General features: G+C 41.5%; 10 protein-coding genes, 1 pseudogene and 1 riboswitch. Of the genes and pseudogenes, 8 read left to right on the top strand and 3 right to left on the bottom strand.

Annotated elements, in window-relative coordinates; all coding sequences use genetic code 11:
- Window positions 1–57: 57 nt before the first annotated feature.
- Window positions 58–162, top strand: a pseudogene (locus NR125_RS16130) (GNAT family N-acetyltransferase); the annotation flags it as partial.
- A gap of 271 nt (window positions 163–433) precedes the next feature.
- On the opposite strand, the gene NR125_RS16125 reads toward NR125_RS16130, so the two are convergent.
- Window positions 434–1,165 carry an IclR family transcriptional regulator gene (locus NR125_RS16125; protein ID WP_009334088.1) on the bottom strand — a complete coding sequence of 244 codons (732 nt, stop codon included), beginning with the start codon at window positions 1,163–1,165 and terminating at the stop codon, window positions 434–436.
- Window positions 1,166–1,342: 177 nt separating this feature from the next.
- Here NR125_RS16125 and NR125_RS16120 point away from each other — a divergent pair, with 177 nt between their 5' ends.
- The 4 genes from NR125_RS16120 to NR125_RS16105 all read left to right on the top strand — a co-directional run bounded on the left by NR125_RS16120 (window position 1,343) and on the right by NR125_RS16105 (window position 6,220).
- Window positions 1,343–2,197, top strand: coding sequence for a dimethylarginine dimethylaminohydrolase family protein (locus NR125_RS16120; protein ID WP_071158387.1), 855 nt, complete (start codon window positions 1,343–1,345; stop codon window positions 2,195–2,197).
- Between the two features lie 40 nt (window positions 2,198–2,237).
- Window positions 2,238–3,041 (top strand): dimethylarginine dimethylaminohydrolase family protein, encoded by an 804-nt coding sequence (locus NR125_RS16115; protein ID WP_071158358.1) that lies wholly within the window; start codon window positions 2,238–2,240, stop codon window positions 3,039–3,041.
- Window positions 3,042–3,092: 51 nt separating this feature from the next.
- Window positions 3,093–4,727, top strand: coding sequence for a M20 family metallopeptidase (locus NR125_RS16110; RefSeq protein ID WP_071158356.1), 1,635 nt, complete (start codon window positions 3,093–3,095; stop codon window positions 4,725–4,727).
- An 86-nt stretch (window positions 4,728–4,813) separates the two neighbouring features.
- On the top strand, window positions 4,814–6,220 hold the full coding sequence (locus NR125_RS16105; protein ID WP_009334096.1) for an amino acid permease: 1,407 nt from the start codon (window positions 4,814–4,816) through the stop codon (window positions 6,218–6,220).
- Between the two features lie 304 nt (window positions 6,221–6,524).
- Here the strand turns inward: NR125_RS16105 and NR125_RS16100 are convergent, their stop codons facing one another.
- Complete coding sequence (locus NR125_RS16100) at window positions 6,525–6,944, bottom strand: GlcG/HbpS family heme-binding protein (RefSeq protein WP_009334098.1); 420 nt, start codon at window positions 6,942–6,944, stop codon at window positions 6,525–6,527.
- A gap of 137 nt (window positions 6,945–7,081) precedes the next feature.
- Window positions 7,082–8,296 (bottom strand): formaldehyde dehydrogenase, glutathione-independent, encoded by a 1,215-nt coding sequence (fdhA, locus tag NR125_RS16095; protein ID WP_009334100.1) that lies wholly within the window; start codon window positions 8,294–8,296, stop codon window positions 7,082–7,084.
- A 219-nt stretch (window positions 8,297–8,515) separates the two neighbouring features.
- Between fdhA and NR125_RS16090 the strand changes: the two genes are divergently transcribed.
- The 3 genes from NR125_RS16090 (at window position 8,516) to cobJ (ending at window position 12,475) form a co-directional block, all read left to right on the top strand.
- A complete protein-coding gene (locus tag NR125_RS16090; protein WP_009334102.1) occupies window positions 8,516–8,875 on the top strand; it encodes a winged helix-turn-helix transcriptional regulator in 360 nt (119 codons plus the stop codon).
- Window positions 8,876–9,032: 157 nt separating this feature from the next.
- Window positions 9,033–10,250, top strand: coding sequence for an MFS transporter (locus NR125_RS16085; protein WP_009334104.1), 1,218 nt, complete (start codon window positions 9,033–9,035; stop codon window positions 10,248–10,250).
- 191 nt (window positions 10,251–10,441) lie between these two features.
- A riboswitch (cobalamin riboswitch) is annotated at window positions 10,442–10,619 on the top strand.
- A gap of 233 nt (window positions 10,620–10,852) precedes the next feature.
- The gene (gene cobJ, locus NR125_RS16080) at window positions 10,853–12,475 is read left to right on the top strand and encodes a precorrin-3B C(17)-methyltransferase (protein ID WP_071158354.1); all 1,623 of its coding nucleotides are present in this window, start codon (window positions 10,853–10,855) and stop codon (window positions 12,473–12,475) included.
- Window positions 12,476–12,481 lie beyond the last annotated feature (6 nt).

The following is a 12,481-nucleotide window of genomic DNA, read 5'->3' as shown; positions in this document are numbered from 1 at the left end:
CCAAACCAGGCGGCTTTTTTCTTGTTGAAATAGATAGAATTGAATAGGATTATAAGCAAATCCGGGTTAAAAAAAGAAGGTATTGCTAAAGAAAATCTAAAGATTAATGGCAAATGGACAGATTATCAAGTATTAGCAATCATCAACGGCTTGGACGTATAAGCTTACTAATTATTATCCAGTTCCCTCTCATTAGTACAACTGGTAAAAACTCAGTTGGCTGACATAAATCCTGGAGAAGAACTGGATATTGGAAAATGCCCTCAAAGGCTCAATAATAATAAAAAAACGCAAGGTTAAAAATTGCCTTGCGTTTTAAATTTATATTAACAAGCAAATTAGTTTCCTATTCATTCCAAAATATTGTCACTAAATAATTTCATAAATTTATATTTAAATAGCTGGAAATGAAACTTTTTTAATTCCCTAAGTATTAACTCCCTAATTTATTGGAAATTCGCAAGCCGTATTCGATTACTTTTTCGATTAAGCAGTTTTGTCTTTCTTCTGTGATATTGAAATTAACATATCCGATGCTTATGGCTCCCAGGAGTTCATTGGCGTGATCGAAAATAGGCGCAGCGACAGAAGAGGTTCCAGGCGTTTGTTCGCCATGACTCTCCCCATAACCCTGCCTTTTCACTTTGCTTAATAGTTTAATAAACGAATCTCTATCCTCAGACGGGACTAAGGAATTAACAACTTTAACAGTCTCTGAGTTTGGCATATTAGCTAACAGCACTTTGTTGGCCGCCCCAATATTCAATGGAATTCGGATCCCCAGCTGATCATTAATTCGAATAGGATTGTTGAGACAATCAATTCTTTCAACCACTAGTGATTCTAATCCAATTGGCTTGCTAAAATACACACTCTCCTCCACCTCATGCATTAATTTTTCCATCTCTGGGCGAATCAGTCCAACAAAATCAAAGGTGTCATACATTTTAAGTCCATATTCTAACCAGGTGTTGCCCATAGAATATAGTTTCAAATCTGGATCCTGCTGAATAAGCCCGTGCTGCTTCATGGATTGCAGGAGCCGATGAAGTGTACTGACAGGCAAGTCGCATTCCTTTGATAAATCTGTAATGGAAATCCACATTCTTGTATCATTTTTAGACAAAACCTTGATTACCTGCATGGCACGATCGATTGTCTGCATCTTTTATCCTTCCATTCCTTTTAATTTGCATAAGTGTACTGAAATAAATTATTCAGTAAATTCAAAATATATTGACATGGAGAATCTATCACTATAATATCATATTATAAGTTTTCCTGTCAGAGGAAATCTATTCCGATATGTGGAAAAAGGAGGTTAAGCCAATTGGTGACTTCGATGTACAAAAAGCTAAACACTGTCATTGTAAAGCATCCAAAAGAAGCCTTTATCAGCCAGGAGCATTTAAGAAGTGAGTGGAAAAAGTTTAACTATATCAGTGAGCCGGATTATATGAAAGCCCAGAAGGAATACGAACAATTTCTATCCATAATCAAGAAGCATGTCGGCCATATTAAATTTCTGCCGGTTTCAGAAAAGGTGGGGCTGGATTCGCTTTATGCCCATGATCCCGTTAAATTTACGGAAAAAGGCGCAATGATTTTAAAATCAGGGAAAAAATTACGTCAGCCTGAAGCAGAAATTTATAAAGAATTTTTACAGGAAAAAAATATCCCCATTCTGGGAGAATTAACTGGTGATGCAATAGCTGACGGGGGAGATCTTGTTTGGCTGGATGACCGCACTTTATTAATTGGACGCGGTTATCGAACAAACGATGAGGCGATTCGCCAAATTAAAGAAATGACAAAGGATATAGTTGATGAATGTATAGTTGTCCAGCTCCCGCACGATCAAGGAGAAGAGGAGTGTCTGCACCTTATGTCATTTATAAGCATCGTGGATGAAAATCTTGCAGTGGTATATTCACGGCTTATGCCGGTATTTCTAAGACAGATGCTTCTGGAACGCGGCTTCCAGCTTGTTGAAGTACCGGACGATGAATACCGGCGGCTCGGCTGTAATGTACTGGCTGTTGCACCGCGCATTTGTGTCATAGTTTCCGGAAATCCTCAAACCAAACAGGGACTATTGGATGCAGGAGCGACTGTCTATGAATATGAAGGTAATGAAATTTCATATTTAGGCACTGGCGGGCCAACATGCCTCACATGTCCTGTGGAACGTGTTTAACCAAAGCTTACAAATCAGAGAAATGATGGAGGAATAATACATGTTAAGAGAATCGGCAACAAAATCAGCACAAGGTGCAAAAATGTTTCATAACACAATTGTAAAAAGACCCGGCTCAACTTTTATCAATGGATTAACAACATCTGACCTTGGAACACCTATTTTAGAAAAAGCATTACAGCAGCATGATGCCTATATTGAAGCACTTAAAGCATGCGGTACAGAAGTAACTGTGCTTCCAAGCAATGATCAATTTCCGGATTCTACCTTTGTAGAAGATACAGCTGTTTTAACTGCAGAGTTCGCAGTTATTTCCAACCCTGGTGCGGAAAAAAGAAATGGCGAAATTCACGAAATAGAGCCGGCAGTCAAATCCTTCTTTGATAAGATCTACTATATTAAAGCGCCTGGAACACTTGACGGAGGCGATGTTTTACAAATCGAAGATCATTTTTACATCGGAATCTCTGCCCGGACGAACCAGGAAGGAGCCGAGCAGCTTAAACAAATATTAGAATCCCAAGACTATAATGCTACCATCGTTCCATTACAGAAATTCTTCCACCTGAAAACTGGAATAGCTTATTTAGGCAACCAAACGATTGTCGCTGCAGGAGAATTTGTCAACCACCCGGATTTCAATACCTATCAAAAAATTGTTGTTCCTCCTGAAGAGGAATATGCAGCAAATTGCATTCGCGTCAATGACTATATCATCGTCCCGTCCGGCTACCCGCAAACAAAGCAAAAAATTAATGAGGCGGGATTCCAGACGATTGAACTTGATACATCTGAGTTCCGTAAACTTGATGGCGGTTTAAGCTGTTTGTCACTGCGTTTTTAAAAAATAGTTAAAAAAGAGTCATTTTATTTCGCATAGAAGGAGCGTTTAGTTATGACACAGCTAAGGTGGGGAACCCCAGATGCATTGCGCAGGTTATTGTGTGAAGTAGTAAGCTGGAAAAGCATGACACTTACGGAGGGAGAGCGTGAATTTTCTTTTAAGGTGACAGCGAAGCTCAGGGAGTTGACCTATTTTCGGGAGAATCCTGATCACTTGGGGCTCCATGATGCCGATTTAGGCCGTCGGTTTGTAACCGCTTTATATAAACACCCTGATGCCACGGAAACGATCGTGTTAATCAGCCATTTTGATACAGTAAATACCGAAGAATATGGCGATCTTCAGGAGTACGCGCATCTCCCGGAGGAATTGACGAAATTGCTTCATTCCAGGGCAGATGAGCTTCCGGAAGAAGCCAGGCAGGATCTTCTCTCGGGAGAGTTCTTATTTGGCAGGGGCACGATGGATATGAAAATGGGGCTTGTCATGCATATGGGATTATTAGAAAAAGCTACTGTTGAACGCTGGCCTATTAATCTAATTTTGCTGACGGTTCCTGACGAAGAAGTGAATTCATCCGGAATGCGGGCAGCTGTTCAGAAACTTTTAGAATTGAAGGAAAAACATCAGCTCACCTATAAGCTTTTCTTGAATGGGGAACCGGTATTTACGCAGGAACCGGGTGACAGAAACTATTATGTGTATTCAGGCTCTATTGGTAAAATCATGCCGGCCGCACTCTTTTATGGAAAAGAAACGCATGTGGGGGAACCGCTCAGCGGTATAACAGCGCCTTATATTGCCTCGTTTTTAACACAAAGAATGGAGTGGAATACAGCGCTGCAGGAATCAGAGAAGGGAGAGCAGACTCCGCTTCCGGTGACACTGCAGCAAAAGGATCTTCGTCTGGAGTATTCCGCGCAAACACCTTATCGTTCAGCGGCTTTGTACAATGTATTTTTAATGAAACGGAATGCCGGTGAAATCATGGATATATTCGAAAAGGTAGCGCTAAAAGCAGCTCATATCTGCAATGAAGCCTATAAAGAAATCTGCAGTGAACAGAATGTATCTCCCGTAGGTGAGGTGCGTGTGCTGCGCTATGAAGAACTGGAAAAGCATGCTATTCGAAAATTTGGTGCAGCTTTTGTTGCGGGCATCAAAGACTACGTACAGAAAAAAGCGGAATGGGATGACCGGGAGAAATCTATCCGAATTGCTGATGCGTTAATCATTAAGTGTCAGGAGCTGACACCCGCAATCGTTCTGCTTTATGCACCGCCTTATTATCCGGCAGTCAATTCCTCTGAAGATGAGCTGGTCACAGAATGCATCGAATATGTAAAACAACAAGGCTTTGAAAAGTTTGGACTGCCTGTTAACCAAGTTCACTATTTTAATGGGATTAGCGATTTGAGCTATGTCAATTATCAGGATGCTGGTGACGGCTGGATCGTATTTAAAGAAAACACGCCGGTTTGGGGCAGCAGCTACAGCATTCCATTCGATGAAATGACACAGCTTCAGGCACCGGTACTAAACGTAGGCCCATTCGGAAAAGACGCTCACAAACGAACCGAACGACTTCACATCAAAAGCGCCTTCGAAGAAGTACCTGCCCTTGTAGAAGGGATGGTCAAAATGCTGGCAAAAAAGCACCTAATGGTTTCAGGCGCAACTAGTTGACAAAATGGCGATTTTGTCCATGCAGGTGGACAATTCGCGCAAGCTTAATGTGCCTGATGCCAATCTAATTAAGGGATGTGATCTAGATGGTAGAGCAAGAGGGTCAGAAGAATCAATTAAACCGGTCGATGAAGCGCCGTCATTTGTTTATGCTTTCGTTGGGTGGAGTAATCGGGACCGGATTGTTTTTAAACGCCGGCTACACGATCAATCAAGCAGGGGCAGGAGGGGCTTTAATCGGGTATTTATTCGGTGGGGTCATTCTGTATCTTGTCATGGTTTGCCTGGGGGAGCTTGCTGTGTACATGCCAGTTACGGGATCGTTCCAGACCTATGCCAGTAAATTCATTAGTCCTTCGGCTGGTTTCTCATTAGGCTGGATGTATTTCATTGGATCAGCAACCACAGCTGGAGTAGAATTTACGGCTGCCGGAATTTTGATGAAACGCTGGTTTCCGGATATCTCCGTATGGGTATGGTGTGCAATATTCATCCTTCTTTTATTCGCACTCAATGCCTTAACAACAAGGGGCTTTGCTGAGGCGGAATATTGGTTTTCCGGCATAAAAGTTGTAGCTGTGATCTTCTTTATTATTATAGGCTTCAGTGCCATCCTGGGCATCATACCACTGGCGGACAGGCCGGCGCCATATATGGAACATTTAGCTCCTAAAGGCCTTTTCCCTGCTGGAATCGCCATCGTGTTTGTAACGATGATGAATGTTATCTTTTCCTATCAGGGATCTGAATTAATCGGGATTGCGGCCGGAGAGAGCGAGGAGCCTCAAAAGAATATTCCTCGTGCGATTCGAAATGTCCTATTTAGAATCATCATTTTTTATATTGCTTCTATTATTATATTATCCGCCATTTTCCCAACAAAAGAGCTCGGAATATTAGAAAGCCCGTTTGTAACCTTAATGGACCTGGCTGGAATTCCATTTGCCCCTGATATCATGAATTTTGTTATCTTAACAGCTATTTTATCTGTAGGAAACTCTTGTATTTATGCTTCGACCCGCTTACTTTGGGCGATGGCTCATGATGGAATGGCACCAAAAGTTTTTGGAAAACTCTCAAAACGGAAGGTGCCGTTCACTGCTCTAGTATTCACCATGATATTTTCACTTTTATCATTACTTACAAGCGTGTTTGCTGCTGAAACCGTGTTTGTATTATTAATGTCCATTGCTGGTATTTCTGTTACCATCTCATGGATGGGAATCGCGCTCTCTCAATTCATGTTCCGGCGTAAATATATAAAAGCAGGCGGAAAGGTAGAGGATCTAAAATACAAAGTCCCATTCTACCCAATCATCCCTCTGATTTGTATTATATTCTGTGTCTCTATTCTAGTATTCCTGGCCTTTGATCCAACTCAGCTGGCAGGACTGCTTATCGGAATAGGATTCCTGCTTGTCAGCTATATATTCTATTACTTCAAAAATCGAAAGACAGATAAAGTTCGTTCCAATAATGAGATTGGTGCGTGAAGGCAATCTTAGACATTTGTAAGTTTCTAAGTATCTAAATGAATTAACCGGATGACCATGATGGCTGTCCGGTTTATTAGAATTATAGAGGGATATTGTAGTTTTCATAATTACCTATTCGAATAAACACTTACTTTCAAACGAGTTGATTTCATAGCACTCATCTGATAATGAGAATTTGCTGTAAAAAGTAAATACCACATGTTCATTTGGCTAAAAAACATGTGGTATAACTTATTCCCATTAAATGCTTGAAATTAATTTGTCAAAAAGATAACAGAAATAACAATTAACCAGAAAATTATTATTGAGAAAACTTGTTGTTAAATACTTGAACAGCAGCCTCTGCAACCTGGATATCATGGGGAACTGTACTGCCGCTGACTCCCACGGCGCCTGCCACTTTTCCATCATTGACCAGAGGGATTCCTCCGCCAAAAACGACAAGGCGTCCATTGTTAGTTGTATTCAAACCATAAAGCTCAGCTGCAGGAACCGTTGCATCGGCTAAGTTTGCAGAAGGCATTTTTAAGGCAACTGACGTCCAGGCTTTATTTTGGGCAATTTCGATGCTGGCTAACCAGGCATCATCCATTCGGTGAACAGCAATTAGATTTCCACCCTCATCCACTACGGAGATAACCATGGAAACCCCAATTCTTTTTGCTTTTTCTTCAGCACCTGCAATAATTTGCTTAGCTAAATCTAATGTGATTTTGCTCATCTTAATGAACCTCCTAATCTTTTATGGTTAGATTACCGGGATCATATTTTTTCAAGCGTTTTGTTCACATACAGAATAATTTTTGCCTCAAAATTTGCTCACACATATTTTTTAGTGAATGCTTCTGACAGACTTTATTAATTAAATATCCCGTGAGGGTCAATAACAAATTTCTTGGAAGCACCCTGATCAAATTCGGTATATGCTGCTGGTGCCTGGTCTAATGAAATCAACGTTGCATTTACAGCTTTGGCGATTTGTGCTTTTTCGTTTAGAATAGCCATCATTAAGTCACGGTGATAGTTCATAACGGGTGTTTGACCAGTCACAAAAGTATGTGCTTTTGCCCAGCCGAGCCCCAAACGGACCTTCAATGTTCCGCTTTTCGCATCATTATCGACCGCTCCCGGATCACCAGTAACATATAGACCTGGTATACCCAGCCGTCCTCCGGCACGTGTTACTTCCATTATCGAGTTTAATACAGCTGCTGGAGCTTCACCTGCTCCAGCACCATGTCCGTGGGCTTCAAAGCCTACACAGTCAATTGCGCAATCCACTTCTGGAATTCCTAAAATTTGTTCAATTTGTTCCCCCAGATTTGGATGTTCTTTTAGGTTAACCGTTTCACAGCCGAAACTTCTGGCTTGGGCAAGTCGCTCGCTATTCAAGTCACCAACGATAACGACAGAGGCACCAAGAAGTTGAGCAGAATGGGCAGCAGCCAAGCCGACTGGTCCAGCTCCAGCAACATATACTGTAGAACCGGGCTTCACGCCAGCGCTTACCGCACCATGATAACCAGTTGGAAAGATATCGGAAAGCATCGTTAAGTCAAGAATTTTCTCCATGGCTTGTTCTTTATCTGGAAATTTCAGTAATTGGAAGTCTGCATAGGGTACCATTACATACTCGGATTGGCCTCCAACCCATCCGCCCATATCTACATAACCATAAGCGGATCCAGGACGATCCGGGTTAACGTTCTCACAAATATGCGTGTTGCGTTCTTTACAACTGCGGCAGCGGCCACAAGCAATATTAAATGGAACGGATACAAGATCTCCTTTTTTGATAAATTCAACATCGCGTCCAACCTCAATGACTTCACCCGTGATCTCATGGCCGAGAACGAGTCCCTCAGGAGCAGTCGTCCGGCCGCGAACCATATGCTGATCGCTTCCGCAAATATTGGTCGTAATGACTTTTAGAATTACCCCATGTTCACACTTACGGCCGACATTTAAAGGATTTACTCCGGGTCCGTCTCTTAGAATCAAATCCGGATAGCTAATATCTTCCACGGCTACCCGTCCTGCACCCCTGTAGATTACTGCTCTGTTTCCTGCCATTCTTGCATCCTCCATTCTATTTAAATAGTGAGTTGGTTATCGTATAGATAGAGTGTTTTTTAGGATGCTCCACCCTAATTTTATAAAAAACCAAAATCTCAATTTTCTCTATCTTGAATATATTCTAAAAAATAATCCTTTTTTATGGAAGAACGCACTTTTTTGTGAGAAGGTTACTAAAAGGATACTTTTAGACTGCAGGGAAGTGGAGGGGATATTATGGATGACTTGCGGAGCGAAGTGAGGAAGAAAATTGAAAATAGAGAATTTAATTGTGAAAAAGAATTGACATTATCCCTTATTAGCGGCAAGTGGAAAATAACGATTATATACTATTTAGGAACTGACGGGACTTTACGATTCAGTGAAATTAAGCGTCTGTTTCCAAAAATCACCCACAAGGTATTGACAACTCAGATTAGAGAATTAGAGGAAGATGGGATAGTTCATCGGAAAGTTTTCCCGGAAGTCCCGCCTAGAGTGGAATATTCATTAACAGAATTAGGGCAAAGCTTAATGCCGGTTATTTTAATGATGTACGATTGGGGGAAAGAAAATATAAAAACATTCATAAAATAGGTTGACAATGTATGGATTTATTTAAGAGATGCTGACTTTGTGACGTCCTATAGAGAGCAGGTATAACGCAGTTTCATATTGTTGAGAGGATAAAAAAGTTATGTTTCAGATTTTCAATATAGCTCCAATACTATGCTTTATTTGAAAGAGGGATATTATGATTCCAGGTTCATGGAGAGCGTTAGGATGGATTGGATTAGCTGAATTATGCGCATTAAGCTTGTGGTTTAGTGCTTCTGTTATAGCCCCTGAACTGATTCAAGTATGGAATCTTAGCTCCAGCTCAGAAGCATGGCTGTCTGCTTCTGTCCCAATTGGCTTTGTAATGGGTGCATTAGTTAGTTCATATTTTGGGATAGCAGATCGTTTTAATCCCCGAAAGGTTCTTGCCGTTTCAGCGTTTCTGGGTGCGCTATTGAATGCCTTGCTTTTATTGGCAGATCAGGCTTTTTTCGGTATTCTGCTTAGGATATTAACCGGTGTATCACTCGCTGGTGTATACCCGACAGCTGTTAAAATTTTATCTCAATGGTTTCCGAAAAAACGCGGGCTTGCAGTTGGTATATTAATAGCCGCCTTAACTCTAGGGTCCTCTTTGCCACATTTTATTGTTATATTCTCTTCTTCTTTAAATTGGCAATTAGTGATTATTTGCAGTTCAATATTGGCTCTCCTGGCAGCTGTAATTGTCAATTGGGTTTTAACAGATGCTCCAGTAACAACGAAAAAATTACCTTTCTCTTTTAAATTAATAAAAAAGGTAGTTTCGAATAAACCAGTAATGCTTGCGAACTACGGTTATTTTGGGCATATGTGGGAATTGTATGCGATGTGGACTTGGATTCCCATCTTTTTGACTGCTAGTTTTACAAGCTATTCTCCAGGGATTCCTCCCTGGTTCATTGCATTGTCCTCTTTTATTATTATCGGAATTGCAGGGGGGATTGGCTGTGTAGCAGGCGGGCTAGTCTCAGATAAAATTGGAAGAGCAAATCTAACGATTATTTCTATGTGTATCAGTGCCATTTGCTGTATCTTGATTGGCTTTACTTTTGGTCAATATATTTGGTTAACTCTACTCCTTTCTATCATTTGGGGAATGTCTGTCATCGCAGATTCTGCCCAGTTTTCTGCCGCAGTTTCAGAAGTTGCAGAAGTTGAGTATGTAGGAACAGCCCTGACTTTTCAAATGTGCATTGGTTTCCTGATCACTATATTTTCTATAAATTTAATCCCAATTATACAGAGGTTAGTTGGCTGGGAGTGGGTCTTTGCCTGTTTAGCGATTGGACCAATTATTGGCATGGTATCTATGGTCCAGTATAAACGGCATGATTTTAATAATGTCAAAGGGACAATCGGTCATTTTAAATAAATTAAACAACATCTATTTGGTCTAACTTTGTGAATTATATCCCAGCAAAAATTAACTCCTGAATAGCAGAAATAAGGTCTTTTTACCAAATCCTATTTCAAAAAGTCAAAGGCATTAACATAGCATTTAAAAAATTAAGAAAAAAATAATATGTCAAAATTGGTCATTATATGTTATATTAGTAAAAAATTAATATATCAATTTGAATAAGTGCTCACTTTGGTGAGGTAAAAGGGAAACCAGTGAAAGTCTGGTACAGCCCCCGCTACTGTAAAAGCTGATGAAATTACAATGCCACTGAGAAATCGGGAAGGTGTAAGAGTAAGAAGAAGCTTAAGTCAGGAAACCTGCTTATTTAAACGACACTTGCTTTTCGGAGGGAGAAGTATAGGCGGGACAATTATGATCAATTGTTTTTGAGTTTCAGTATGCTAATTTTTATACTGTCATTTCATATGCCTGTATTCCTTTGAAAAGGAGTGCAGGCATTTTTTATTTGGCAAGAAGCAATGAATTTTGAGAATTGTCCGGCGCAGGGCGCCTGCTAAGAGCAGCACGGCAGCAGGCAAGGCGCATGTGCTTTTCTTAATTGGAGGTTACCTATGAAGAAGGGAAAAATCTTTGTTGTCGGCTTCGGTCCGGGCGATCGTGAGCATATAACCAAACGGGCTGTGGATGCGCTGCAGCAGAGTGATTGCATTATTGGCTACAAAACTTACGTAGATCTGATCATGCCATTCGTTACAGCAAGTTCCATTGTGAGCACGGGGATGACTGAGGAGGTATCCCGTGCGCAGGATGCAGTGAAAAGAGCGGAAGCCGGCCATATTGTTTCCGTGATATCGAGCGGTGACTCGGGTGTATACGGCATGGCTGGCTTAGTGTATGAAGTGCTGATCGAAATGGGCTGGACGGAAGAAGAAGGAATCGAAGTGGAAATTGTTCCGGGCATCTCTGCGATTAATTCATGTGCGAGTTTACTGGGGGCACCTGTCATGCATGACTCCTGCACCATCAGTCTGAGTGATCATTTAACACCCTGGACTGTGATCGAAAAGCGCATTGAAGCAGCCGGGATGGCGGATTTTGTCATCGCATTATATAACCCGAAAAGCGGCAGAAGGACACGGCAGATTGTCGAGGCACAAAGGATCCTATTAAAATATCGTTCTCCTGATACACCAGTGGGTCTTGTGAAAAGTGCTTACCGCGAGAATCAGAATGTCATTCTGACTACACTGGCGGAAATGCTTGATCACGATATAGGCATGCTGACAACGGTTGTGATCGGGAATTCCTCCACTTTCTTTTATGACAATAAAATCATTACGCCTCGCGGATATCAGAGAAAGTATACGCTCGGTGAAGAGAAGCAAAGCTTAAAGCCGCATCAGCGTTTAAAAAAGGAAGCGGAGCCATGGGCATTAAATCAGGAAACCGGGGAAGCACAGGCCGGCTACGAGCAGATCCAGAGAAGAAAACAAGAAGCCAGCTCAATGGATATGGCTTTAAAGGCTTTATCGATGGCAACGAAATCGGGGATTGACCAAACACATTTGGTGCAGCAGCCAATCGAAGATATTTTTGAATTTGCAGTAACGCCTGGGGTTGCCAATAAATTTATTACACCAGACCAAATGCGCGTATTGGCAGAAGCTGTTGGCGAGAAAGGCACCATGGAATATACACCGGATCACCGATTTTTAATCAAGATTCCAACTGGACGGCCTCAGTCGATTGTGGAAAAACTCGAACAAAATCAACTGACAGTCATGCCAGTGGGCGATGTTCTAAATGTAAAAGCCTGCGATTTTTGCTACGGGGAGAAAGCAGAATCCATTCCATATGCAGAGAAAATTGCAGCTGAACTGGGGGGGTTAAAGCTTCCAAAGGAACTGCATATTGGTTTTAACGGCTGCGGTATGGCCTGTTATCGGGCCGTATTTGATGATATCGGCATAGTTTACCGCAAGAAGAAGTTTGATCTATTTATCGGGGCAAAGCCGGTTGGCCGTACAGCCCATGCTGCCCAGCCGGTGGCAGAGGGAATTGAGCCCGATCAGCTGGTGCCGTTATTAAAGGAGATTATCGAAGAATACAAAGAAAATGCGCATCCAAATGAACGGCTTTTTAAATATTTTAAGCGTGTGAAAAAAATTCAGTATTTTACCTATCAGGATATGAGCTCCAAGATCGAAGTCGAGCCGGCACCATGCGGGGATTAGGGGGAT

Source organism: Cytobacillus sp. Bac17 (genome assembly GCF_024519925.1).
GTDB classification, from domain to species: domain Bacteria; phylum Bacillota; class Bacilli; order Bacillales; family Cytobacillaceae; genus Cytobacillus; species Cytobacillus pseudoceanisediminis.
This window is presented reverse-complemented; position numbering and strand designations above follow the sequence as displayed.